This window comes from Streptomyces sp. DH-12 (assembly GCF_002899455.1).
Lineage (GTDB): Bacteria > Actinomycetota > Actinomycetes > Streptomycetales > Streptomycetaceae > Streptomyces.
In genome coordinates, this window is record NZ_PPFB01000001.1 from 623,426 (window position 1) to 648,646 (window position 25,221).

The 25,221-nt window shown below is 73.7% G+C and carries 19 protein-coding genes and 3 pseudogenes; 9 read left to right on the forward strand and 13 right to left on the reverse strand.

The window, feature by feature from the left end; all coding sequences use genetic code 11:
• Positions 1–145: 145 nt before the first annotated feature.
• Positions 146–501, forward strand: a pseudogene (locus C1708_RS34755) (hypothetical protein); the annotation flags it as partial.
• A gap of 13 nt (positions 502–514) precedes the next feature.
• Here C1708_RS34755 and C1708_RS02005 read toward each other — a convergent pair.
• Entirely contained in the window at positions 515–1,507 is a 993-nt protein-coding gene (locus C1708_RS02005) for a LacI family DNA-binding transcriptional regulator (protein ID WP_198602683.1), read from the reverse strand.
• A gap of 363 nt (positions 1,508–1,870) precedes the next feature.
• Between C1708_RS02005 and C1708_RS02010 the strand changes: the two genes are divergently transcribed.
• The 6 genes and pseudogenes from C1708_RS02010 to C1708_RS36035 form a co-directional block, all read left to right on the forward strand.
• Complete coding sequence (locus C1708_RS02010) at positions 1,871–2,797, forward strand: carbohydrate ABC transporter permease (RefSeq protein WP_106410996.1); 927 nt, start codon at positions 1,871–1,873, stop codon at positions 2,795–2,797.
• Between the two features lie 4 nt (positions 2,798–2,801).
• Positions 2,802–3,743: a carbohydrate ABC transporter permease gene (locus tag C1708_RS02015; RefSeq protein WP_106410997.1), complete on the forward strand. Its 942-nt coding sequence runs from the start codon at positions 2,802–2,804 to the stop codon at positions 3,741–3,743.
• 97 nt (positions 3,744–3,840) lie between these two features.
• Entirely contained in the window at positions 3,841–5,178 is a 1,338-nt protein-coding gene (locus C1708_RS02020; RefSeq protein ID WP_106410998.1) for an ABC transporter substrate-binding protein, read from the forward strand.
• Positions 5,179–5,249: 71 nt separating this feature from the next.
• Complete coding sequence (locus tag C1708_RS02025) at positions 5,250–7,292, forward strand: beta-galactosidase (RefSeq protein WP_106410999.1); 2,043 nt, start codon at positions 5,250–5,252, stop codon at positions 7,290–7,292.
• Between the two features lie 157 nt (positions 7,293–7,449).
• A complete protein-coding gene (locus C1708_RS02030; RefSeq protein WP_133169043.1) occupies positions 7,450–7,659 on the forward strand; it encodes a hypothetical protein in 210 nt (69 codons plus the stop codon).
• A gap of 136 nt (positions 7,660–7,795) precedes the next feature.
• Positions 7,796–7,876 (forward strand): annotated as a pseudogene (locus C1708_RS36035) (phospholipase); the annotation flags it as partial.
• A gap of 84 nt (positions 7,877–7,960) precedes the next feature.
• Here the strand turns inward: C1708_RS36035 and C1708_RS02035 are convergent.
• The 6 genes and pseudogenes from C1708_RS02035 to C1708_RS02060 form a co-directional block, all read right to left on the reverse strand.
• Positions 7,961–10,027, reverse strand: a complete 2,067-nt coding sequence (locus tag C1708_RS02035; protein ID WP_106411001.1) for an iron ABC transporter permease — start codon at positions 10,025–10,027, stop codon at positions 7,961–7,963.
• 4 nt (positions 10,028–10,031) lie between these two features.
• The gene (locus tag C1708_RS02040) at positions 10,032–11,012 is read right to left on the reverse strand and encodes an ABC transporter substrate-binding protein (RefSeq protein ID WP_106411002.1); all 981 of its coding nucleotides are present in this window, start codon (positions 11,010–11,012) and stop codon (positions 10,032–10,034) included.
• On the reverse strand, positions 11,009–11,863 hold the full coding sequence (locus C1708_RS02045) for an ABC transporter ATP-binding protein (RefSeq protein WP_106411003.1): 855 nt from the start codon (positions 11,861–11,863) through the stop codon (positions 11,009–11,011). The genes C1708_RS02040 and C1708_RS02045 overlap by 4 nt, the downstream gene beginning before the upstream one ends.
• A 75-nt stretch (positions 11,864–11,938) precedes the next feature.
• Positions 11,939–13,138 (reverse strand): spore photoproduct lyase family protein, encoded by a 1,200-nt coding sequence (locus C1708_RS02050; RefSeq protein ID WP_106411004.1) that lies wholly within the window; start codon positions 13,136–13,138, stop codon positions 11,939–11,941.
• 298 nt (positions 13,139–13,436) lie between these two features.
• Positions 13,437–13,916: pseudogene (locus C1708_RS02055) on the reverse strand (catalase-related domain-containing protein); the annotation flags it as partial.
• 80 nt (positions 13,917–13,996) lie between these two features.
• On the reverse strand, positions 13,997–14,224 hold the full coding sequence (locus C1708_RS02060; protein ID WP_106411005.1) for a hypothetical protein: 228 nt from the start codon (positions 14,222–14,224) through the stop codon (positions 13,997–13,999).
• Between the two features lie 182 nt (positions 14,225–14,406).
• Between C1708_RS02060 and C1708_RS02065 the strand changes: the two genes are divergently transcribed.
• Positions 14,407–14,880, forward strand: a complete 474-nt coding sequence (locus C1708_RS02065; RefSeq protein WP_106411006.1) for a carboxymuconolactone decarboxylase family protein — start codon at positions 14,407–14,409, stop codon at positions 14,878–14,880.
• Between the two features lie 243 nt (positions 14,881–15,123).
• On the opposite strand, the gene msrA is transcribed toward C1708_RS02065, so the two are convergent.
• The 3 genes from msrA to C1708_RS02080 form a co-directional block, all read right to left on the reverse strand.
• Positions 15,124–15,636, reverse strand: coding sequence for a peptide-methionine (S)-S-oxide reductase MsrA (msrA, locus tag C1708_RS02070; protein ID WP_106411007.1), 513 nt, complete (start codon positions 15,634–15,636; stop codon positions 15,124–15,126).
• Positions 15,637–15,771: 135 nt separating this feature from the next.
• Positions 15,772–16,839, reverse strand: a complete 1,068-nt coding sequence (locus tag C1708_RS02075; protein ID WP_391663646.1) for an SGNH/GDSL hydrolase family protein — start codon at positions 16,837–16,839, stop codon at positions 15,772–15,774.
• A 392-nt stretch (positions 16,840–17,231) separates the two neighbouring features.
• Positions 17,232–18,398, reverse strand: coding sequence for an ROK family transcriptional regulator (locus C1708_RS02080; RefSeq protein WP_106411009.1), 1,167 nt, complete (start codon positions 18,396–18,398; stop codon positions 17,232–17,234).
• Between the two features lie 178 nt (positions 18,399–18,576).
• On the opposite strand from C1708_RS02080, the gene C1708_RS02085 reads away from it, so the two are divergent.
• Complete coding sequence (locus tag C1708_RS02085) at positions 18,577–20,727, forward strand: alpha-galactosidase (protein WP_106411010.1); 2,151 nt, start codon at positions 18,577–18,579, stop codon at positions 20,725–20,727.
• A gap of 13 nt (positions 20,728–20,740) precedes the next feature.
• Here the strand turns inward: C1708_RS02085 and C1708_RS02090 are convergent, their stop codons facing one another.
• The 3 genes from C1708_RS02090 to C1708_RS02100 all read right to left on the reverse strand — a co-directional run bounded on the left by C1708_RS02090 (position 20,741) and on the right by C1708_RS02100 (position 25,152).
• Positions 20,741–21,184, reverse strand: coding sequence for an ATP-binding protein (locus tag C1708_RS02090; protein WP_106411011.1), 444 nt, complete (start codon positions 21,182–21,184; stop codon positions 20,741–20,743).
• Positions 21,185–21,271: 87 nt separating this feature from the next.
• Positions 21,272–23,371, reverse strand: coding sequence for a S9 family peptidase (locus C1708_RS02095; RefSeq protein WP_106411012.1), 2,100 nt, complete (start codon positions 23,369–23,371; stop codon positions 21,272–21,274).
• Positions 23,368–25,152, reverse strand: coding sequence for an N-acetylglutaminylglutamine amidotransferase (locus C1708_RS02100; protein WP_106411013.1), 1,785 nt, complete (start codon positions 25,150–25,152; stop codon positions 23,368–23,370). Before C1708_RS02100 ends, C1708_RS02095 begins: the two co-directional genes overlap by 4 nt.
• Between the last annotated feature and the right edge of the window lie 69 nt (positions 25,153–25,221).

The following is a 25,221-nucleotide window of genomic DNA, read 5'->3' on the forward strand; positions in this document are numbered from 1 at the left end:
GTCCCTCCGGCTCCGCGGGTCGATGACCGCACGACCACAACAGAGATCGACAGTAGCACGGTGTGTGCCGGAGCAGTGTGACGGCCGTCGCCCGGCCCTCTCCCAGGACCCGAGACCGCCGCCCGCGACGAGGAAGATCCGCTCCGTGGGCCGACCGCTGCTGTTCCTCGACGCGGACGGGCCCCTCAGCCCCTACGCGGCCCGGCCCGGGAGGCGCCCCGCCGGCTGCGCCAGCCTCGGGGTCCCCGGAACACCGCCCACCACGACGACGTGAGCCCGTCGTCCCGACGACGCCCCGGGCGGGTCCGGCTCGCTCCCGGACACGGGCCTCACCTGCTCCGGCTGGGGTACGGCCTGTGCCGGGCGGCCACATGGAGGGACGAGGCCAACCGCTGGATCGCCCCCGCCCTCGGCCTCCCCGGGCTTTTCCTCGTCGGCTCCGGTGAGGCGCTGTTCGAGGAACGCCCCGACAGGGTTGCGAACGGGTCGGCGCCGCGCGTCGGCGACGTGTCCCTCAGCGCCCCTCCGGCGGCGGCGCCGTACTCTCACGCAGCACGAGCCGCGCCGGGACCAGTGTGGTACCCCGCTCCGGGCCCTCCTGCCGCATCTTGCGCAGCACCGCCTGCACGCAGAGCCGTCCCACCTCGGCGAAGTCCTGGTGCAGGGTGGTCAGCGGGGGCAGGAAGGAGGACGCCTCGGGGATGTCGTCGAAGCCGACCACGCTGACGTCGTCCGGTACCCGTCTGCCGTGCTCGTGCAGGGCTCTCAACAGCCCCAGCGCCATCTGGTCGTTGGCGGCGAAGACGGCCGTGCAGTCCTCGCGGGCGGCGAGTCCGAGGCCGGCCCGGTAGCCGGACTCGGCCGACCAGTCGCCGCGGACGAGCGGCGGCGGTTCCCGCCCCGCCTCGGTGAGCGCGGCACGCCAGGCGTCCGTGCGGCGCTGGGCGGCGAACGAGTCCTCGGGACCTGCCAGATGCCACACGGTGCGGTGGCCGAGGCCGAGCAGGTGCCGGACGGCGGCGCGGGTGCCGCCGTGCTGGTCGGTGTCGACGACCGTGTAGCGGTCGCCGGCGTCGGAGTCGACCACCACCACCTGGACGTGCGGCGGGAGTCGGACCGTCGCCGCGTCCAGGAGGTGCACCTCCATGATGACGATCACGGCGTCGACGGCGAGCTCCTCGAGGCGGGAGAACGCACCGCGCACCTCGTCCTGGGTGGGCACGGCCACCGGCAGCAGCGTCACCGCGTACCCCTCGCGCGCGGCGGAGGTGGCGATGGCCTCCAGGGTGCGGACGTTGCCGGTGGTGGAGAGGGTGAAGGTGATGACGCCGATGGTGCGGAACTCGCCCCGCTTGAGGGCGCGGGCGGCGCTGTTGGGCCGGTAGCCGAGCTCCTTCATCGCGGCGAGCACCTGGCGGCGGGTCTCCTCGGTCACCCCCGGGTAGCCGTTGGAGACGCGGGAGACGGTCTGGGCCGACACTCCCGCGAGCCGTGCCACGTCCGCCATGGAGGCGGTGGCGCGGACCCGGGCGCGGCGCCGGGGAGCGGGGGCGGCGGGGACGTCCGTCCCCTGGCCGGCTCCCGTCGCGGTGGCCGGGCCGCTCGGGTCCACCGCCGCTTCATCGACCGTCTCCACGCGCTGCCCCCGCCTTCCTGTCTCTCGTGTCACGGTCCTTCTGGGGACCCTTGACCGTCGTCATCGGGGCAGTGTAGACATGCCGCCACCGGATGTTTACGTAAACATAACAGCTCCGAGACGCTTCCGCGCCGAGTGATGTTCACGCAAACATCCGACCGGGGGACCTGCCGCCCGGCTCCGTGCCGGGTGCCGAGCCGCTGGTGACCGGAACGCCGAACAGCGAGGAACGACATGACGACGCTGCAACCGCCGGCGGCCGCAGAGCCGCGGCCGGCCCCGCCTCCGGTGAGACGGGACCGGCGCTCATGGAAGGGCTGGGGGTTCATCGGCCCGTTCGCGGCCGTGTTCGCCCTGGTCTTCCTCGCACCGATCGCCTACTCGGTCTATCTCAGCCTGTTCCGCGACCAACTCATCGGCGGCACCACGTTCGTCGGTCTGGAGAACTACCGGCAGGCGCTCGAGGACGAGCTGTTCTGGGCGTCGCTGGGCCGGGTGACGCTGTTCCTCGTGATCCAGGTGCCCCTCATGCTGGGCATCGCCCTGCTGGTGGCGCTCGCGCTGGACAGCGGACGGCTCTACGGCACGAGCTTCTTCCGCATCACGATCTTCCTGCCGTACGCGGTGCCCGCCGTGGTCGCCACCCTGATGTGGGGCTTCATGTACGGCACCAAGTACGGCCTGGTCGGGGACGTCAACTCCGCCTTCGGCTGGTCGCTGCCCGACCCGCTCTCCGCCGACCTGATGCTGGCCTCCATCGGCAACATCGTGACGTGGGAGTTCGTCGGCTACAACATGCTGATCTTCTACTCGGCGCTGCGGGTCGTCCCGCACTCCCTGTACGAGGCGGCGGAGATCGACGGTGCGAGCCAGTGGCGGGTGATCACCGCGATCAAGCTGCCCGCCATCCGCGGCGCGCTGGTGATCGCGACGATCTTCTCCGTCATCGGCAGCTTCCAGCTCTTCAACGAGCCGAGCATCCTGCGTCCGCTGGCCCGCAACGCCATCACGACGGACTACACGCCGAACTTCTACACGTACTCGCTGTCCTTCAGCGGCCAGCAGCACAACTACTCCGCGACCGTGGCCATCATCATGGGCCTGATCACCATGGTGGTCGCCTACGTCGTGCAGCTTCGCGGCATGCGCAAGGGAGCGTGACCCGATGACCACTCCCGTCACCACCCCCGCACCCGCCGCCGCGGCCCCCGGCGGCGCGAGGAGCGCCCCGCGTCTGCGCCGCGCCAAGGCGCACCGGCCGGGCCGGCCCCGGCGCAGCAAGCTGCTGACCGCGCTGACCTCGCTGGTCGTCCTCTACACCGTCGTCCCGCTGATCTGGCTCGTCGTCAACGCCACCAAGACGCAGGCGGGTCTGGCGGACTCGGGCGGCCTGTGGTTCGCGGACGACTTCGCCCTGTGGGAGAACATCCGCGACACGTTCACCTACGGCGACGGCATCTTCACCCGCTGGCTGCTGAACACCCTGCTGTACGTGGTGCTGGGCGCCGGCGGCGCGACCCTGCTGGCGGTGCTCGGCGGGTACGCGCTGGCGAAGTTCGACTTCCCCGGCAAGCGCGGCGTCTTCGCCACGGTGATCGGCGCGGTGGCCGTGCCCGGCACCGCGCTGGCCGTCCCCACCTTCCTGATGTTCAGCAAGATGGGGCTGACCGATACCCCGTGGGCGGTCATCCTGCCGTCGCTGGTGTCGCCGTTCGGCCTCTACCTGATGTGGGTCTTCGCCACCGAGGCGATCCCCGCCGAGCTTCTCGAGGCCGCCCGGATGGACGGCGCGGGCGAGGCGCGCACCTTCTTCCAGGTCGCGCTCCCGCTGCTGGCCCCCGGCATCGTGACCGTGCTGCTGTTCACCACGGTCGCCACCTGGAACAACTACTTCCTGCCGCTGATCATGCTCAAGGACCCGGACTGGTACCCCCTGACCCTGGGCCTGAGCGCCTGGAACTCCCAGGCGGAGACCGTCGGCGGCGAGGTGATCTTCAACCTGGTGATCACCGGCTCCCTCCTCACGATCGTGCCGCTCGTCGCCGCGTTCCTGCTGCTGCAGAAGTACTGGCAGTCGGGTCTCGCCGCCGGAAGCGTCAAGGAGTGACCCGGCGGCCCGCCAGTCCCTGATCCCCTGCTCACCCCACGTTCCCCCGTCCTCCACCCCTCCCCCGTCCCACCCACGAAGAAGTGGATCCACACTCATGCGCAGAAGGACCAGCCGCCTGCTGGGCGGCATCGCCCTCGTGACCTCCCTCGCCCTGGGCGCCACCGCCTGCGGCGGCTCGGACGACGGCGCCGGCGCCGAGCCGGTCTCCGCCGGGGACATCCAGGCGGCCCTGGACAAGGGCGGCACGGTCACCGTCTGGTCGTGGGAGCCCACGCTGAAGACGGTCGCCGCCGAGTTCCAGAAGAAGCACCCCAAGGTCAAGATCAACCTGGTGAGCGAGCGTTCCGGCGACAAGCACTACACCGCGCTGTCGAACGCCATATCCGCCGGCAAGGGCGTCCCGGACGTCGCCCAGCTCGAGTACTTCTCGATCGGCCAGTACTCCCTCACCAAGGGCCTGACCGACCTGTCCGGCTTCGGCGCGGACAAGCTGGCCTCGACGTACACCCCGGGCCCGTGGAACGCCGTGACCGAGGGCGACAAGGTCTACGGCCTGCCGATGGACTCCGGCCCGATGGCGCTGTTCTACAACAAGAAGGTCTTCGACACGTACAAGATCGCCGTCCCGACCACCTGGGACGAGTACCTGGACGCGGCCCGCAAGCTGCACAAGGCCGACCCGAAGGCCTACATCGCCAACGACACCGGTGACGCCGGCTTCACCACCAGCCTCCTCTGGCAGGCCGGTTCGCGGCCCTACAAGGTCGACGGCACCACGGTGAAGATCGACTTCGACGACCCGGCCACCGAGAAGTTCACGGCCGTGTGGCAGAAGCTGATCGACGAGAAGCTGCTCGCGCCCGTCACCAGCTGGACCGACGACTGGTACAAGGGTCTCGGCGACGGCACCATCGCCACCCTGGCCACCGGCGCCTGGATGCCCGCCAACTTCGAGTCCGGCGTGCCGAACGCCTCCGGCCAGTGGCGCGTGGCCCCGCTGCCCGCGTGGACCGAGGGCGACGAGGCCAGCGCGGAGAACGGCGGCAGCGCGCTGACCGTGCCGGCACTCGCCGAGAACAAGGAACTGGCCTACGCCTTCGTGGAGTACGCCAACTCCGGTGAGGGCGTCGCCTCCCGTGTCTCCGAGGGCGCCTTCCCCGCCACCCGGGCGGAGCTGAAGTCCGCCGGGTTCCTCGGCAAGGAGTTCCCGTACTTCGGCGGCCAGAAGGCCAACGAGATCTTCGCCGCCTCCGCCTCGAACGTCGCCGACGACTGGTCGTACCTGCCCTTCCAGGCGTACGCCAACTCGATCTTCAACGACACCGTCGGCAAGGCCTACATCTCCGGCACCCGGCTGGAGGACGGCCTGAAGGCCTGGCAGGACGCCTCGGTGAAGTACGGCGAGGAGCAGGGCTTCACCGTCGAGAAGTAGCGACACGCACCACCCCGCGGGCGGCGCGCGCGCCTCGCGCGCCGCCCGATGCGCCCACCGGAAGGACCACCATGATCTCCACCCTCCTGTCCCGCACCGGCGGGGCGGACGGTGACACCGCCCCCCGTCTCCTCTTCGGCGCCGACTACAACCCGGAGCAGTGGCCCCGGTCCGTGTGGGAGGAGGACGTCCGGCTGATGCGGGAGGCGGGCGTCAACGTCGTGTCTGTCGGGATCTTCTCCTGGGCCCGGCTCCAGCCCACGGCGGACACCTGGGACTTCGGCTGGCTGGACGAGGTGCTCGACCTGCTGCACGAGGGCGGCGTCGGCGTCGACCTGGCCACCGCGACCGCCTCCCCGCCGCCGTGGCTGACCACCGCCCACCCGGAGGTCCTCCCGGTCACCGCGACCGGCGAGACCCTGTGGCCGGGCGCCCGCCAGCACTGGCGGCCCACCTCGCCCGTCTTCCGCGAGCACGCGCTGCGCCTGGTCCGCAGGCTCGCCGAGCGCTACCGGGACCATCCGGCGCTCGTCGCCTGGCACGTCAACAACGAGCTGGGCTGCCACAACGTGTACGACTACTCCGACGACGCGGCCCGCGCCTTCCGGGAGTGGCTGCGCGAGCGGTACCGCACGCTGGACGCCCTCAACGACGCCTGGGGCACCGCGTTCTGGTCGCAGCGCTACTCCGCCTGGGAGCAGATCCTGCCGCCGCGGCTGGCCGCCTCGCACCCCAACCCGACGCAGCAGCTGGACTTCAAGCGGTTCTCGTCGGACGCGCTGAAGGACCATCTGCGGGCCGAGCGGGACCTGCTGCGCGAGATCACCCCGGACGTGCCGGTCACCACCAACTTCATGGTGATGGGCAACACCAAGGGCATGGACTACGCGGACTGGGCGGAGGAGATCGACTTCGTCTCCAACGACCACTACGTGCACCCCGGTCCGCAGGACCGCGACGAGCTGTCCTTCTCCGCCAACCTCACCAGCGGCATCTCCGGCGGCCGGCCGTGGTTCCTGATGGAGCACTCCACCAGCGCCGTCAACTGGCAGCCGGTGAACGTGGCCAAGCGCCCCGGCGAGCTGGCCCGCGACTCCCTGCTGCACGTGGCGCACGGCGCGGACGCGGTCTGCTTCTTCCAGTGGCGGCAGTCGGCGGCCGGCGCCGAGAAGTACCACTCGGCGATGGTGCCGCACGCCGGCGCGGACAGCGAACTGTTCCGCGCGGTGGCCGGACTGGGCGCCACGCTGAAGACGCTGGCCCCGGTCGCCGGCAGCGAGCGGGAGCCCGCCGCGGTCGGCATCGTGTACGACTGGGACTCCTGGTGGGCCAGCGAGCAGGACTCGCACCCCACCGCCCTGCTGCGGTACCGGCAGGAGGCTCTCGACTGGTACTCGGCGCTGCTCCGCCTCGGCATCCGCGCCGACCTCGTCACCACCCGGTCCGATCCGCGGCGCCACCGGGTGCTGATCGCGCCCGTGCTGCACGTGGTGCCCGCCGGCCTGGCCGAGACCCTCACCCGGTACACCGAGCAGGGCGGCCACCTGATCACGACGTACTTCTCCGGGATCGTCGACGAGCACGACCACGTGTGGCTCGGCGGCTACCCGGGCGCCCTGCGGGACCTGCTGGGCATCCAGGTGGAGGAGTTCGGGCCGCTGCTCGCCGGGGACAGCGTGGAGCTGGACGACGCCACCACCGGCACCCTGTGGACCGACCGGATCGCGGTGACCGCCGACGACACGGAGGTCCTCGTCCGCTACCGCACCGGCGAGCAGGCCGGCCGGCCCGCCGTCACCCGGCGCCCCACGGGCCGCGGCACCGCCGCGTACGTCTCCACGCGGCTCGGCGTGGACGGCCTGGTGTCGCTGCTGCCGCGCCTGCTGGAACCGGCCGGTGTGGAGAGCGAACTGCCCGCCGGGGCGCGGGGTTCGGTCGAGCCGGTGGTGCGCCGGGGCCCCGGGGGCCGCTTCCTGTTCCTGGTGAACCGCACCGACGACGCCGTCCCGGTGCCCGGTCTCGACGGTGAGGTGCTGCTCGGCGACACCGACGCCGACGGCTCCCTCACCCTCGGTCCGCGCGCCGTCGCCGTCCTGCGACAGCCCGCCTCCTGACCGGCGGGCGCTCCCCCCGGAACGGCCCGCGCCGTTCCGGGGGCCATCCTCTCCCGGCCGGTGACGTCGTTCGTGGCCGAGGGCGTCCGCGGGGTCGCGCCGGCGCCACGAGTCCGCCCGCGGGGACCGGCGTCCGGCCGTGCGGGACGACGTGCCGGTGGCCGAACCCCGTACCGGGAGGCCGGATCCGGCCGCGCGGCGGATCGCGTCCACGGCCGGTGACGGCGTCCGGACCCTGGCCGACGCGGCCGCCGGACGGCGGCCCGAGGCCGGCGGTCAGGCCGCGCACGAGGGCCCGGCGGTGACCACCCGGCCGCCCGACTCGGGCGCCGGCCGGCGGTGGAGGAGCACGGACGTGGCGGGCTGATCCGCCCCCGCTCCTCGGGCGGCCCGGTGAGCGGCTCGCCGGGCCGCCCGTCCGTTCGGGACGTCCTCACCGCGCGCCGAGGGTGCCCACGCGCGCCCACGCGGGCGGGGTGTCCGGCACGTGCCCCGGGTTCTCCAACGGCTACAGCGGCGCCACCAGGACCGCCTGCGACAGCACCGCGTGGACCTACTGCCAGGCCGTGAAGGCCCTCGGCTGACCGTCACCCGCCGGGGAACGGCCGCGGGCCTCACGGCGGGAGGCCGGCTCCCGCCGTGAGGCCCGCGGTGACGTCCCGCACCGCCTAACGGCGGGCGCGCACCAGCACGTAGAGGAAGTACGGCGTGCCGATCACGGCCGTCATCAGGCCGGCGCCCAGCTGTGCCGGGGCGATGACGGTGCGGCCCAGCAGGTCCGCCGTGCACACGAGGACGGCGCCCAGCAGCACGGCGACCGGCAGCACCCGGGTGTGCCGGCGGCCGACCAGGGCGCGCGCGGCGTGCGGGGCCACCAGGCCGACGAAGCCGATGGTGCCCGCGGCGGCCACGGCGGTCGCGGTGAGCAGCACGCTGAGCACGAGGAAGCCGAGCCGGCCCCGCGTGAGGTCGAGGCCGAGGAGCCTCGGGGTGTCCTCGTCCAGGGAGACCAGGTCGAGTTCCCGGTGCCGGACGCCCGCCACCGCCGCACCGACGGCGAGCACCGCCGCGAGGGGCAGCACGTCGGGCAGGCCACGGCCGTAGGTGGAGCCCGACAGCCAGGTGAGGGCCTTGGTGGCGTTGAAGGGGTCCGTGAGCACGATCAGCAGGCTGATCACGGCGGTCGTCCCCGAGGCCACGCCGATGCCGACGAGGACCAGCCGGTTCTGCTGGAACCCCCCGCGCGCCGCGAGTCCGAACACGAGGACCGCGGTGAGGGCCGACCCGGCGAAGGCCGCCGCGGAGACGCTCCATCCCCCGGCGACCGGAACGGTGGTCACGAGGACGACCGCGCCGAGCGCGCCGCCGCCGGAGACGCCGAGGACGGCGGGTTCGGCGAGGGGGTTGCGGGTGACGGCCTGGACGAGCGTGCCGGCCAGCGCGAGGGCGGCGCCGGCGAGGAGCGCGGCGAGCACCCGCGGGACGCGGGTGTCCAGGACGAAGGAGACCGTCCGGCCCGCCCTGCCCTGCGCCCAGTTGACCACGTCGCCCAGCAGCAGCTTGTGGTCGCCGAGCAGCAGCCCCGCGACGACGACGCCGGCCAGGGCGAGCACCAGCACCACGAGCGTGACCACGAAGGCCGTGCGGCTGCGGATGCTCAGCTTGTCGGCCGCGGCGGCGCCGCCCGTGTCGCGCAGCCTGGCCGCCATCGCCACCAGGAAGGCCGCCCCCACGAAGCTGGTGACCACGCCCGTGGGCACCGCGACCGCGGTGTCCGCGTCGATCAGCGCGCGCAGCAGCACGTCCGCGCCGAGCACCAGCGCGGCGCCGACGAGACCGGTGACCGGCGCGCCCACGCGCAGCCGCCGCAGGCCGCGGACCCAGCGGGCGAGGGGGCGGGCGAGCGCCGGGGCGCACAGGCCGACGAAGCCGATCGGGCCGGCGAGGGTGACGGCCGCGGCGGACAGCAGCGTCGCCAGCACGACCGCCGTGACACGGGTGGCCCGTACCGGCACGCCCAGGCCGCGCGCGGTGTCGTCGCCGAGCGCGAGGGCGTCGACCCGCCGCGCGACGAGGAGCAGCCCGGCGACTCCGGCCACGACGACGGGCAGCGTCTGCAGCACGCCGTCGAAACCGTTCTGGGCGATGCTGCCCTGGTTCCACTGGTAGAGGCCCTCGGTCTCCTCCGGGAACAGCAGGAGCAGCCCCTCGGTGACGGCCGTGAGGCCGAGCGTGAGCGCGGTGCCGGCCAGGACGAGCCGTACGGTGCCCGCGCCGAGCCCCGACAGGCCGAGGACGACGGCCGCCGCGGCGAGACCGCCCGCGAAGGCGACGGCCGAGGAGGCGAGCAGCGGCAGCGAGAGGCCGGTGACGGCGGCGACGCCGAGGGCGAAGTAGGAGCCCGCGTTGACGGCGAGGGTGTCCGGGGAGGCCAGGACGTTGCGGCTGACGGCCTGCAGGGCGAGACCCGCGATGCCGAGGGCGGCGCCCACGAGCAGTCCGGCGGCCATCCGGGGCAGCCGCGAGGCGATGACGACGGACGCGTCGTCCGGGTCGGCCCGGCCGGTGAGGGCCTTGAGCACCTCGGCCGGGCCGACCGCGGCCGTGCCCTGGGTGATGTCGACGACGGCGAGGGCGGCGACCAGGAGCACGAGCGCGGTCGTCACCGCGGCCGCGCCCGCCCGGGACGGAACCGTCTCCGGGCGGACGGAGGGAGGGGTGGCGGTGACGGCCATCGCGCTACTTCGTCAGCGCCGCGACGAGGGAGTCGACGTAGCGCTCCATCGAGCCGGTGCCGCCGAACATCCAGATGCCGTCGTCCAGCCGGTGCACGTCACCGGACTTCACGAACGGCAGCGACTTCCACACGGAGTTGTTCTTCAGCTCGTTGGCGAACGGGTCGCTGGCGGCGTCCTGCTCGTTGCCGATGTAGGCGAACTGGACCTTGCCGAGGCCGGTCAGGCCCTCCACGTCGGTGGAGGCGAGACCGTACGCCTCGTCGCCCTTCAGCTTCCAGGCGTTCTTCAGGCCGAGCCGCTCGTTGACGCCGCCGACGAGCGAGCCGGAGGTGTAGGGGCGCACGGAGACCTGGTTGGAGACGACGTAGCCGTCGGCGAAGGCGATCCCGGCGCCCTTGAGGCCGGCGTCCTCGAGGGCCTTGGCGCCCTCGGCGAGCTTGGCGTCGAATTTCTTCCTCAGGCCGGCGGCCTGCTCGGTGGTGCCGGTGGCCTCGGCGATGAGGTCGAGGTTCTCCAGCATCTGCCCGACCGGGTCGGAGGCGTCGGCGGACTTCACCTCGAGGACCGGGGCGATCTTCCGCAGCTGCTTGACCGCGTTCGGCTGGAGGTCGGTGGTGGCGACGATGAGGTCGGGGTTCAGCGAGGCGATGGTGTCCACGCTGGGCTCGCCACGGGTGCCGATGTCCTTGGCGTCGTTGGTGAGCGGTACGGCGCTGTTCCAGGTCTCGTAGCCCTTGACGTCGGCCACGCCGACCGGCTCCACGCCGAGCGACACCAGGTGCTCGACGACGTTCCACTCGGTGCCGACGACCTTCTTCGCGGGGCCGTCGAGTTCCACCTTCGCGCCCGACGCGTCGGTGAGGGTGAGGGGCTCGGCCGACGCCTTGGGCTCGTCGTCGGCCGCGGGTTCGGTGGTGCCGCAGGCGGCGAGCAGCAGGGCAGCGGCGGCGGCCAGGGGCGCGGTGCGCAGAAGGCGTCTCATGAGAGGGTGCGGAGCCTTTCGGTTCGGGTGTGGTGGCGGCCGATGGCGCGGGTGCGCAGACGGCCGGTGAGGGGGTCGGTGTCGACCTCGATACGGATGCCGTAGACCTCGGTCAGCCGCTCGGGGGTGAGGACGTCCTCGGGTGTTCCTTCGGCGACGACGCGTCCGGCCGACAGCAGCACGACGCGGTCGGCGACGGCGGCCGCCTGGTCGAGGTCGTGCAGCACGACCCCGACGGCGATGCCCTGGTCGTCCGCCAGATCGCGCACCAGGTCGAGGAGTTCGACCTGGTAGCGCAGGTCGAGGTAGGTGGTGGGCTCGTCGAGGAGCAGGACGCCGGTCTCCTGGGCGAGGCAGCCGGCCAGCCAGACGCGCTGGAGCTGTCCGCCGGAGAGGTGTTCGGCGCCGCGGTCGGCGAGTTCGGTGACGCCGGTGAGGGCGAGGGCGCGGTCGACGGCGGCCCGGCCGCCCGGGTCGGTGCCGCCCCAGCGGCCGCGGTGCGGGTAGCGGCCGAAGTCCACGACGTCCCGCACGCTCAGGCCGCCCGGCGTGGGCCGGCTCTGCAGCAGCAGGGCGACGCGGCGGGCGAACTCCCGGGGGCTGAGCGCGAGCGCGTCGGTGGCGGCGTCGATCGTGAGGGCCGCGTGCCGGGGCCGCTGCAGCCGGGCGACGGTGCGCAGCAGGGTCGACTTGCCGCTGCCGTTGGGCCCGACGAGCGCGGTCACCTCACCGGGCCGCAGCGTCAGGTCCGCGTCGTGCACGACGTCCGTGCCGTCGTACGCCACGGTCACGCCGGTGGCCGCCAGTTCATGCCCTCTCAGGCCCGAGGACGCCTCTTCACCAGGAATCACGAGGCAAGGTTAGCCTACCCTTAATCCCCGTTGTCGCGGGGTGCCCGCGTCGCCCTGGGGTGGCCTGGCGGCGGCTCAGAAGGCGTACCGGACGCCCAGCCACGGGGTGCGGCGCTGGATGAGGTCGCGCAGTTCGGCGAGGGCCTGGCGTTTGACGCCCGCGTGGTAGCGGAGGTTCAGGGCGCCGTTCTGGGAGCGCTTGGTCTCCTGCGCGGCGGGCTGCCACAGCACGTCCTCGCCGCGCGGGTGCCAGCGGAGGTTGACCTCGTGCAGGTCCGCGTTGTGGGTGAGCATGATGACCTCGGCCAGCGCCTGGCGTTTGACCCGCTCCGGCAGTACGTCGTCCATGTGGCGCAGCAGTCCGTCCCACGCGTCCTGCCAGCCGGGGCGGACGACGACGGGCGAGAGGTTGAAGTGCACCTCGTAGCCCGCGTCGAGGAAGTCCGCGGCGGCGGCGATCCGCCGGTCCACCGGGCTGGTGCGCAGGTCCAGCAGGCGTGAGTCGTCGGCCGGCATCACCGAGAAGCGGATGCGGGTGCGGCCGCGCGGGTCCAGCTCCAGCAGGTCCGGGTTGACGAACTTGGTGGCGAAGGACGCCTTCGCGGTGGGCCAGTCGCGGAAGGCGCGGATCAGGTCGGCGGTGTTGTCGCAGACCAGGGCGTCGACCGAGGAGTCGCCGTTCTCTCCGATGTCGTACACCCACGCCTCGGGGTCGCACTGGTTCGGTTCCGTCTTCGGGCCCTGCGCGGTGACGTGGCCGCCGAGGTGGGCGACGATCGCGTCGATGTTGGTGAACAGCGTGATCGGGTTGGCGAAGCCCTTGCGGCGGGGCACGTAGCAGTACACGCAGGACAGGGCGCAGCCGTTGGAGGGGCCGGGGGCGATCCAGTCGGCGGAGCGGCCGTTCGGGCGGGTGGTGAGCTTCTTCCGCACGCCCAGCACGAGGGTCTCGCGTTTGATCCGCATCCAGCGGTCGGCGCTGCCCTCGTTGCCGTGCAGCTCGGGGATGCGCCAGTGGGAGGCCACCTCGACGAGCCGCGCCTCGGGGAAGCGGGCCAGGATCTGCCTGCCCCGGGGGGACGCGGCCGCGGCCGGTTCGGCGTGGATCTCCTTGACCGCGAGCAGCCGGCGGGCCTGCGGCGAGTCCCGGAAGGCGGAGGGCGTCGGTGAGGGGGCCGGCGAGGGGGCCGGTTCCGCCGGCTTCGCCTGCGGCATCGCGTCGATGCCGAAGAGGGGCTCCTGGGAGCCGTGGGACGGGCTGGACTGGTGGCGCATGGTCGATCCGGCTTCCGGTGGGGGGCGGGCGCGGTACGCGGGCCCGCGGACCGGGCCCGGCGGACACGGCCGTCACTTCCACTGTACGGCTGTGTCCGCCGGGACTCGGGTGCGTCCGGGTCGGGCGACGCGGTGTCGGCGGGCGCGGCACCGTGCGGGCCGAGCGCGCGGTTCCCCGCGCCCCCGGAGGGCGGGACACTCACGGCGGGCGCCACCCGCAGCCCGCCCCCGGGCCCGGGACCGACGCCGTCTCGGCGGGCGCGGCACCGTGCGGGCCGAGCACGCCGTTCCCCGCGCCCAGCGCCGGGCTCGGCTCGACGTCGGCGAGCGGCACCCTCGGCTCCGGCGCGGGCAGGCCGAGGCCGTCGGCGACGCGGGAGCACAGCTCGGGGTCGATGTCGGCCGGCACCCGGAGGGTGCGCTTCCTGGTCGCCTCCTCGTAGCACCTGCCCAGCTCGAAGGTGTACGCGCCGATGATGTGCTCGCGCTCCACCGGGCTCATGCTCAGCCAGAAGCGGCGGGGCCGGCTGAAGTGGCCGGCGAACGGCTCCGGGGCCTCGCGCACCTTCCGTCCCTCGGGGACGGTCACCGGCGTCTCGACGTGGGCGCTCATGTCCGCGCCCGCGGTGAACGGGCGGCCGCCGTCGAGGGAGTCGGGCTGGTAGAGCGCCACGCCCCGGTGCACGGCCGTCTGCTGCATGCCGTCGCGCAGCATGTCGTTGACGGGCGCGTGCGGCCGGTTGCCGGGCAGCTGCGGGAAGTTCGGACCGCTCCCGCGGCGTCCCCCTCACACTGGTTTCAAGACACATCGATTTCACGCCGTCTCGCCCCGGAGGCGGCGCGGGAGCCGGTGCGGGATCAGAACAGCGGTTCCTGCTGTCCGTCCGGGGAGATGCGGCGCGGGGTGCGGCGCGGGGCCGGGCGGCGTGCCGGGACCTCGTCGCCGAAGAGCGGCTCGGTGCCGTACTCGTCCCGCTCGGCGGGGACGACGACGGGGCCGGTGCCCACGCCGAGGCACAACGGGGCCTCCCGGTCGAAGTCTCCGGGCGTCATCGCCGTCCAGTCGCGTTCCCGACGCTCACTCACCCGGCACCCCGCTCCCCGTCCACCCGGAAAGGTTATCGGCAGGTCCGGTGCCCGCCAGACGGCATGCCGTACAGGAACGCCGAGGGGTGAGACGCAGGTCACACACGCGGGGTCGTCACACATCGCGCGGCCGTTCCGTCAGTGAAGCGACACCGTAACGACGGACCGACCATGGAGAGCACATGAACGCGCGCATCGACTTCTTCGCCAACCCCGTCGCCGGCAAGGTGCTGCGGCACATCAACTCGGCGGGCAGGGCGGTGACGGACTCCGGTCTGCCGCACGCCACCCAGGAGCTGGTGAAGATCCGCGCCAGCCAGATCAACGGCTGCGGCTTCTGCACCGACATGCACACCAAGGACGCCGCCGCCGCGGGCGAGACCCAGCTGCGTCTCAACCTGGTCGCCGCCTGGCGCGAGGCCACCGTCTTCACCGAGGCGGAGCGCGCCGCGCTCGAACTGGCCGAGCAGGGCACCCGGATCGCGGACGCGGCCGGCGGGGTGAGCGACGAGGCGTGGGCGAACGCCGCCCAGCACTACGACGAGGACCAGCTGGCCGCGCTGATCTCGCTGATCGCGATCATCAACGCCTACAACCGGATCAACGTCATCAACCAGCAGCCCGCGGGCGACTACCGGCCCGGCCAGTTCGGCTGACGCCCGTCCCGGGCGGCGGGCCGCCGGGGGAGCCGCCCCCGGCGGCCCCTCCCGCCACGCCGGTGCCGCGCCGGGAGTCCGCGACGGCGGTGCGCGCCGGCCCCGTGACCGTCCCGGGCGCGGGACGCGCGCCGTACCTCCAGGAGCCGATCGCGCGTCTCCTGACCGGAGGTCACCTTCGCGCACGACACAGGGGGCGCGCTCGCACGGCGAGCGCGCCCCCTGTCGTGTGCCGGTGACGGCTCAGGACGCCGTGCGCTTGGGCAGGCGCCAGTCGGGGCGCGGGAAGTGGCAGGTGTAGCCGTCCGGGTAGCGCTGCAGGTAGTCCTGGTGCTCCGGCTCGGCCTCCCAGAAGGGCCCGGCGGGGGTCACCTCGGTGACCACCTTGCCCGGCCACAGTCCGGACGCGTCGACGTCGGCGATCGTGTCCTCGGCGACGCGCTTCTGCTCGTCGTCGTAGTAGAAGATCGCGGAGCGGTAGCTCATGCCGATGTCGTTGCCCTGGCGGTTCTTCGTCGTCGGGTCGTGGATCTGGAAGAAGTACTCCAGGATCGTCCGGTAGTCGGTGACCGTCGGGTCGTAGGTGATCTCGATCGACTCGGCGTGCGTGCCGTGGTCGCGGTAGGTCGCGTCGGGGACGTCGCCGCCGCTGTACCCCACCCGGGTGCTCAGCACGCCCGGCAGCGTGCGGATCAGCTCCTGCATGCCCCAGAAGCATCCGCCCGCGAGCAGCGCCTTCTCCTCGGTCCTTGTCATCGTGTGTGTCGCCCTTCTCCCAGGTGTGCTGCGACGTTCCTCAGTGGGAACCGTGCCGGGACCTGCATTGTTCCGGCCGTGCCCGGTGCGCCGGACACCGGGTCGCACCGGGCGGGCGCAGGGGGCCGGGCGACGTCACCGCCCCGGGCCCGAGGCGCACTCCAGGTCCTTCAGGCGGACCTCGTCGGCCATCGCCCGCATGCCCGCGTCGGTGAAGTGCAGGTGGTCGCCGTTGTCGTAGGCGGGCCGGATGCTCTCGGGGTCGTCGGGGCTGCGCACCGCCCGGTCGAAGTCGGCCACGGCGTCGAACAGCCCGCCGGTGCGGATGAAGGCGTTGACCTCCTGGCGTACCGCCTCGGCCGCCGGGTCCCATTCGGGCCAGCCCTTGAACGGCGCGATCGTGGCGCCGACCACGCAGTGGCCGGCCGCGTGGACGCGGTCGGCGATCTTCCGGTAGCCGTCGATCAGGTCCTGGGCCGTGACGCCGGTGTGGGCCTTGAGGTCGTTGACGCCCTCGAACACCAGGACCGTGCGGACGCCCGGGTGGGAGAGCACGTCGCGGTCGAGGCGGTTGAGGGCGCTCGGCGAGGCGCCGTCGGCGAGCACCTTGTTGGCGGAGATGCCCGCGTTGGCCACACCGCGGACGGTCGTGGCGCGGGAGTGCTGGAGGCGGCGGGAGAGCTGGTCGGGCCAGCGGCGGTTGAGGTCCGTGGTGGACTCCCACCCGTCCGTGATGGAGTCGCCGAGCGCCACCACCGCACCGGTGCGGGCGGGGGTGCGGACGGTGACGGCGTCCAGGTAGAACCAGGACGTGGTGGTCCTCGTCCAGGGGGCGGCGGTCTCGTCGGCGGTGTGGTCGCCCTGGGTGAGGTACGAGGTCTGCATGGCCAGCCGGTGTCCGGTGGCGGGGCCTGCCGCGTCGGGGCTGTGCAGGCTGACGACCAGGTTGGTGCGGGCGCGGACCCGGCCGGGGAGCGGGTCGCTGTACGCGATGCCGCCGGGCGGGATCGTCACGGTGGTGCGGCCGTCGAAGGTGAGCCGGCGGTTGCTGCCGGGGACCAGGGCGGCGCCCTGCCGCTGGACTCCGGCGTACACGCTGTCGAAGGTCAGCGGCCGGTCGCCGAAGGCGTTGGAGAGCCGTACGCGCATCCGGTCGCCGCCGACGCTGGTGTGCACCACCAGCCGGTAGGCGCGGTCGGGCACGCCCGTGCCCAGGCGGAAGGCGCTCGACGCCCAGGTGACGACGTCGTGGCGGGGCGGTGTGGCCTGGGCCGCCGACGGGACGGGGCCCAGGAGAGCGGCGAGCAGGACCAGGACGGACAGCCCGCGCAGCCGGGTCCCCCTCGTGTGCGGTCCTCCGGGGTGGAGCGTCGTGGTGTTCAGCGTCGCCTCCCAGAACTCGACGGCACCCTCCTCGCCGGCGGGACGGCTCTCGCGAGGCGGTGTGCGCGATCCGGTGTCCTCGTGACCCGTGGGGTCTTCGTCACGGTGATGCCTTCGTGACCCGTAGTGAGATTAGCGGCAGGCGTCCGGCCCGGCACCGCCTGCCGGATGCCTTCATCGGCCGTTCATCCCCCGGTTCCCGGCAGGCGGCGTCAGCGGCCGACGAAAGACTGGATGGCCGTGGCGGCGGCCCCCCGGGCCCACTCCTCGAACGGCAGCGGACGGGTGCGGATCTCGCAGCGGGCGGCGGAGCCGAAGGCGGCCGCGGCGAAGGCGTCGCGGATCTGCCCGGCGAAGAGGTCGTACGCGGCCAGCCCTTCGCCGGAGATGATCACGCGCTGCGGGCCGAGCAGGTTGGCGACGGTGGCGATCCCCCGCCCGATGGCCTCCCCCGCCCGGGCGTAGACGGAGCGGGCCCCCGCGTCGCCCTGGCGGGCCAGGGCGAGGGCCTCGGCGGCGTCGGCGACCGGGACGCCGGCGACCTCGCGGACCCGGGCGGTGATCGCCGCGTCGGAGGCGACGGCCTCCAGGCAGCCGCGGTCGCCGCAGCGGCAGGGCGGGCCGTCCGGGTCGACGGGGACATGGCCGATCTCCCCCGCGACGCCGTGCGCGCCGGAGACGACCCGGCCGTGCACCACGAGACCGCAGCCGATGCCGGCGCCCACGGTGACGACGGCGAAGTCGGACAGGCCCACGCCGTCGCCGAACCACTGCTCGGCCACGGTCAGGGCGCGGACGTCGTTGTCGACGGTGACCGGCAGCCCGCTCGCCGCCCCGGCGAGCTCGGCGAGCGGTACGTCGTGCCAGTCCAGGAAGGGCGAGTAGCGCACCGTGCCCGCGTCGCGGTCGACGTCCCCGGCGACCGCGACACCGAGCCCGAGGACCCGCACGCCGAACCCCTCGGCCTCGGTGAGCAGTTCCCGTACGAGGTCCGCGGCGACCGCGAGGACCTCGTGCGGCGCGCGGCCGGCCAGGGGGACGCGCCGGGCGGCACGGATGCGGCAGCACAGGTCGGTGAGCACGCCGATGATCTCGTCGCCGGTCACCTTCAGGCCGGCGAACAGCGCCCGTCCCCCGTCGACCCGGACCGGGCTGGCCGGGCGGCCGAGAGCCGGGCGGACCCCGGCGCCGGCGTCCTCCACCAGATAGCCGGCCTCGATCAGCGGCCGTACGGCCTTGGTGACCGCCGCCGGGGACAGGCCGGCCCGCCGGGCCGCCTCCATCCGGGTGAGCGGGCCGTGCGCCAGGACGGTGGTGAAGATCTGGGAGGCCGCCGGGGTGTGGGCCGGGAACGTCTCGGCGGGCGGGGTCGACTGCATGGCCGGGAACCTAGGTCCCTTATTTTCCGCTGTCAACGAAAGAAGGCTCCTTTCTTTCGAAGGTAGAGAAGCACGCTTGTCTGCCTTGGAAATCCAAGAGTCAGAGCCCTCTTGACACATGATCGAAGGTCACGTTTGGGTGTGCGGTGCAACCCCCTGACGCTGATCGTGAGGCCCCATGCCGCTCATCACCCGCTCTCCGGACACCGGGGTCTGGCTGCTGACCACCCCGCGCACCTCGTACGCGCTGCGGATCGACGGGACCGGCGCACCCTGTCACGTGGCGTGGGGGCCCCGCCTCACCCCGGAGGAGGCGGACGCGCTCGCGGAGCCGTTCGCGGAACCGTCGAACAGCTTCGAGGGCCGGCCGGCCGTGGGCGAGGAACTGCCGGTGGACGGCGGCACCCGTTACGGGCCGCCCTCGCTCCAGGTGCGGTACGCGGACGGCTCCCGGGCCTTCGAGTGGGAGCCTGTGGGACACCGGGTGGACGACTCCGTCCCCGGCCGCGAGGAGCTGGTCCTGGAGTTCCGCGACCGGCTGGTCCCCCTCTCGGTCGCGCTGCACTACCGGGTCCGCGCGGACACGGACGTGATCGAGCGCTGGACCGTGCTGCGCAACGACGGCGAGGAACGCGTGGACCTGCTGCGCGCCGACTCCGCGGCGTGGACGCTGCCGCCGCTGCCGGACTACCGGCTGAGCCATGTCACCGGCCAGTGGTCGGCGGAGACCCGGCTGCGCCGGGAGCCGCTGCCGCACGGGGAGACCGTGCTGACCAGCCGGCGCGGCATCACCAGCCACCACGCCAACCCCTGGACCATGCTCGACGACGGCACCGCCGACGAGGACCGGGGCCGGGTGTGGAGCACGGCGCTGGCGTGGAGCGGCAGTTGGCGGATCACCGTGCAGCGCACGCCGGACGGGCGGGCGGGCCTGACCGGCGGAGCCGGCCACGAGGGGACGTGCGTGCCGCTCGGACCGGGCGAGGAGTTCGCCACGCCGGTGCTGGCCGGGCTGTTCACCGACGGCGGTTTCGGCGGGGCGAGCCGGGCCTGGCACGCGTACGTCCGCTCCCACGTGCTGCGGCACGCCGGCGAGACGGCGCCGGTGCTCTACAACTCCTGGGAGGCCACCGGCTTCGACGTGGACGAGGCGAGCCAGCTGGCGCTCGCCGAACGGGCCGCCCGGCTGGGCGTGGAGCTGTTCGTCGTGGACGACGGCTGGTTCGGCGCCCGCCGCAGCGACCGGGCGGGCCTGGGCGACTGGACGCCGGCGCCGGACCGGTTCCCCCACGGGCTCGGGCCGTTGTCCGACGCGGTGCACCGGCTCGGCATGCGGTTCGGCGTCTGGGTGGAGCCGGAGATGGTCAACCCGGACAGCGACCTGTACCGGGCGCACCCCGACTGGGTGCTGCACCTGCCGGGCCGCCCGCGCACCGAGCTGCGCAACCAGCTGGTGCTGAACTTCGCCCGGCAGGACGTCGCCGACTGGGCCTTCGGCCGGCTCACCCGGCTGGTCGCCGAGCACCGCGTGGACTTCCTCAAGTGGGACATGAACCGCGCGTTCGGCGAGTCCGGCTGGGCCGGGCCGGACGACGGCAACGACCGGCTGTGGACCCGCTACGTCCACCACCTGTACGGCGTGCTCGACCGGCTCCGGGAGGCGCACCCGCGGCTGCGGATCGAGACGTGCAGCGGGGGTGGCGGCCGGGTCGACCTGGGCATCCTCTCCCGCACCGACCAGGCGTGGACGTCCGACAACACCGACGCCGTGGACCGGCTGGGCATCCAGCAGGGCTTCAGCCAGGTCTACCCGGCACGGGTGATGTCCGCCTGGGTGACCGACGTGCCCAACCAGCTCACCCGGCTGTCCGTGCCGCTGCGCTTCCGCTTCCACGCGGCGATGGCCGGGCTGCTCGGCCTCGGCGGCGACCTCACCCGCTGGAGCGAGGCGGAGCTGTCCGAGGCCGCCGCGCTGGTGGCCCGCTACAAGGAGATCCGGCACCTGGTGCAGCACGGCGACCAGTACCGGCTCGGCGCCCCGTACGGCGACGGCCCGTCGGCCGTGCAGTACGTGGCCGCGGACGGCGGTGAGACGGTGGTGCTCGCCTTCCGCGCCAGCCCCCGGCACGGCGCACCGCGGGTGCCGCTCCGGCTGCGCGGACTGCCGCCGGGCGTCCGCCTCCGGGACACGGGGACGGGCGCGGTGCACCACTCCACGGTGCTCACGGAGTACGGGCTGGACCTGGACCTGCCGGGCGGCGACTGGGCGAGCGCCCTGATCCACCTGGAACGGGTGCCGGACGACGCCGGGCACCGGGTGGAGAGCTGAGAGGCGGAAGGCGTCAGGCGGAGAAGGCGATGCGTGCGGAGATGCTCTTGCCCCCCGCCTCCTGGCGCACGTCGAGGGTCTGGGCGACGGCCATGACGATCTCGAGGCCGTGCTGCCCCACGCGGCCGGGGTCGGCGGCCCGGGGCTTCGGCGCCTCCGGATTGCCGTCGCGGACGACCACCTCGACGGCGTCGCCGAAGACCAGCAGATCCAGTCCGACGGGGCCCGGCGCGTACTTGCGGGCGTTGGTGACCAGCTCGCTGACGACGAGCTGGGTGATCTCCACCGCGCGCGCCGGCACCGGCAGGCCGTCCTCCGCCCGTGCCCGGTCGAGGAACTCGGCCGCGAGGCGGCGCGCCTGCGCTATCCAGGCGCCCTCGGCGTCCAGGGCATAGCTGGCCCGCAGCCGAGGTGCGCCTGACACCGTCTCCCCCTCGTCGACAGAAACTGGTTCCATCCGGTCCGCCTTTACTCGATCACACCGCGCGACTACCCGCATCGCTCCCCCGCACGCCCATGAAGTGTGACAGGTACCGCCGACAGGTCAGTCGGCCAGGTGCCGCTCGAGCCAGTCACCTGCTGTGCGGCGGAAGAGCCGCCGGTTGTCGGCGCGGCGGAAATCGTGACCTTCGTCACGCAGAAGGAGCAGTTCCGCCTCCAGTCCGCGTTCCCGCGCGGCCCGTACGAACTGCTCGGACTCGTCGGGCGGCACGTTGGTGTCGTGCTCGCCGTGCACGGCGAGGACCGGAGCGCGCAGGGCGTCGACCCGGCTCATCGGCGACAGGGCGCGCAGCAGGTCCCGGTCGCGTTCCGGGTGGCCGTACTTGTGCGCGGCGGACTGCGCGATCCACGGCTCGGTCCCGGCGAAGAAGGTGGTCAGGTCCGACATGCCGCACACCGCCACCCCGGTGCGGAACAGGTCGGGGTGCCACACCAGGGACGCCATCGTGAGGTAGCCGCCGTAGGAGCGGCCCATGACGGCCATCCGCCGGGGGTCCGCGAGGCCCCGCAGCATGACGTGCGCCGCGCAGTCCGCGACGTCGTCGATGGCGGCGAAGCGTCCGGTGCCCAGGTCGGCGTCGACGAAGCCGCGCCCGTGGCCGGACGAGCCGCGGACGTCGGGGGCGAACACGTCCAGGCCGCGGTGGAGCAGCTCCAGGTAGAGGGGTTCGAGGACCGGGCGTTCCTGTTCCTCGGGTCCGCCGTGCAGGTGCAGGACGCACGGGGCGGGTTCACCGGGCGAGCGGCCGGGGGCGCGGTAGTACCAGCCGCCGAGCTGGAGGCCGTCCCGGGCGACGGGCCGCATGGGCGTGGGCCTGACCGGTGTGAGGCCGGGCGGGAAGGCGTCCTCGTCGCGGGAGGACCAGGGGGTGCGCAGGGGCGCGCCGTGCGGCAGCCACCACACGCCGGGGTGGCGTCGTGACCCGGACAGCGCGACCACGGGCGCGTCGGGGTCCGCGGTGGGCGCGATCCGGGTGACCACCTCGTGGGGCAGGCCGACGCGGCGCGCGTCGCCGGCCGAGGGAGGGGTGACCGAGTCCGGCGCGGTGCCGTGCGGCGGGGCGGACTCCAGCGCGAGCAGCTCCAGCTCGCTGACCCCGTGCCGGTTCCACGCCAGCACGGCGCGGCGGCCGTCGTGGCCGAGGGCGAGGAGTTCGAGGCCGCAGTCCTCGCGTTCGGCGACCACCCGCGTGGTGTGCAGTTCACCGCGCGCGTCGAGGTGCGCGGCGAGCAGGGCCGCGTACTCGCGTCCGGCGTCGCTGCGCAGCCAGAGCGTGCCCGCGGACGGGGAGAAGCCGCCGATCCAGGGATCGCCGTCGGCGACCGGGAAGGCGCAGGTGACCGCGGAGTCCACGGTCCGCACGACGAGGGCCTCGCGGCGGCCGCGCGGCCCCCGGTAGACCAGGGCGAGGCGGCCGTCGCGGCTGAGGTCGCACACCCGCTGGTTGGCCGCGCCGCGCTCGCTGAATAGCAGGACGGGCGCGGCGGTGCCCTCCGGGTCGACGAGGTAGGCGGAGAGGGTCCGCTCCTCGGGCTCCTGCCCGGAGCCGGGCCGCACGCCCCCGGCCGGAGGACGGATCCGTCCTCCGGCCGGGTCCAGCAGGACGGCCCGGCCGTCGCGGCCCGCCCAGTGCGGGGCGTGCTCGGTGCCCGGCGGTCCGGGCACCTCCGCGTGGTGCCGGCCGGTGTGGCCGGGCGGGGCGGACTCGGTGACGGTCACGGCGAGGGCGGAGCCGTCGTGCTGCCAGCAGCCGAGCCGCGCGGAGGTGCCCGGCTCGCCGCCGGCCAGCAGGTGCCGGCCGCTGCCGTCGGGGCGTACGCACAGCACCCGGGTCAGCTCACCGCCGCCGGGCGCCGTGGTGTACGCGATCCACCGGCCGTCCGGTGACCAGGACACCTCCGTGACGGGGTGCGGATCGGCGTCGAGGCGGCGCACCTCCGCGCCGTCGACCGGCCCGGTCCACAGCTGCGGCACCCCGGCCCGGTCGCAGATGAAGGCGACGTGCCGGCCGCTCGGGTCGGCCGAGGGGTACCAGCAGCCGTGCACCGCCGGGGGCGGCAGGTCGTACGACGCCGAGGTGTCGGCCAGCGGGGCGGGCTCCGGGGCGTACAGCGCGCTGCCGGGGTCTCGGGTCGCCGTCATCGGATCCCGTGGGTCTGGAGCCAGGTCTCGAGCAGGGCGATCTGCCACAGGGCGTTGGCCCCGCGCCGGGTGCGGTGGGCGTCGGGCGCGGCCAGCAGCCGCTCCACGTAGTCCTCGCGGAAGACGCCGCGGGCCCGGGCCTCGGGGGCGGTCATGGTGTCGCGGACCCGCTGGAGGACGGGCCCGGCCATGTGCCGGATCGCCGGCACGGGGAAGTAGCCCTTGGGCCGGTCGACGACCTCGCGCGGCAGCACGCGCCGGCCCGCGGCCTTCAGGACGCCCTTGCCGCCGTCGGCGAGTTTCAGCTCGGGCGGGCAGGCGGCGGCCAGTTCGACCAGCTCGTGGTCGAGGAACGGCACGCGGGCCTCCAGGCCCCAGTCCATGGTCATGTTGTCGACCCGCTTGACCGGGTCGTCGACCATCATCACCAGCGTGTCGAGGCGCAGCTGGGCGTCGAGGGCGGTGTCGGCGCCGTCCTGCGCCATGTGCTCCCTGATGAACTCCGCCGAGGTGTCCCGGTCGGGCAGCATCTCGGGCCGCAGCACGTCCGCCATGTCGGCGTGGGAGCGGTCGGCGTAGGCGTCGATGTACGCCTCGGCGGCCCGCTCGCGGGGCGCGCCCGCCATCGCCGGGTACCAGTCGTAGCCGGCGAACACCTCGTCGGCGCCCTGCCCGCTCTGCACGACCTTGACCTCCTTGGCGACCTGCTCGGACAGCAGGTGGAAGGCGACCACGTCGTGGCTCATCATGGGTTCGCTCATGGCGCGGACGGCTCCGTCGAGGGCGCCGGCGACCCGGTCGGAGGGCACCATCAGCTGGTGGTGGCGGGTGTCGAAGTGCCGGGCCACCAGGTCCGAGTAGTGGAACTCGTCGCCGTCCTCGTCGCCCTCGGACTCGAAGCCGACGCTGAAGGTCGCCAGGTCCCGCTGTCCCTCACCGGCCAGCAGCGCCACGATCAGGCTGGAGTCCAGGCCGCCGGAGAGCAGCACGCCCACCGGCACGTCGGCGACCATGCGGCGGCGCACGGCGGTGCGCAGGGCGGCCAGGACCGCGTCGGTCCAGTCGTCGGCGCTGAGGTCCGCGTACGCGGGGCGGCGGGTGTGGACGGGGTGCCAGTAGCGGCGGTCGTGCTGGGTGCCGTCGGGCTCGATGACGCGCACGGTGGCCGGGGGCAGCTTGCGCACGCCGTTGAGGACGGTGCGGGGCGCGACGACGGTGGCGTGCCAGCTCAGGTACTGGTGCAGCGCGACGGGGTCGAGGGAGGTGTCGACGCCGCCGGCCGCGAGCAGCGCGGGCAGCGAGGAGGCGAACCGCAGGCGCTCGGCGGTGGCCGAGAGGTAGAGCGGCTTGATGCCGAGCCGGTCACGGGCGAGGACGACGCGTCCGGTGTCCTGTTCGACGATCGCGAAGGCGAACATGCCGTGGAACCGGTCGACGCAGTCGGTGCCCCACTGCTGGTACGCCTTGAGCACCACCTCGGTGTCGGACTCGGAGAAGAAGCGGTGGCCGAGGGCGTGCAGCTCGTCGCGCAGCTCGCGGTAGTTGTAGACGCAGCCGTTGAAGACGCCGGTGAGGCGGGCCCGCGGGTCGGTCATGGGCTGGGCGCCGCACTCCGACAGGTCGATGATCTTCAGCCGGCGGTGTCCGAGGGCGACCGGTCCCTGGGACCACAGGCCGCGTCCGTCCGGGCCGCGCGGCGCGAGCCGGTCGGTCATGCGCTCCACCGCCGCCATGTCGGGCCGTCCGCCGTCGAGGCGTATCTCACCGCTGAGGCCGCACATCAGTGGTCCCTCCCTTCCCTCGGCTCCCGGTCCCTCGGGGCGCTGTCCTGCTGGTCGGCGGCGTGGGGT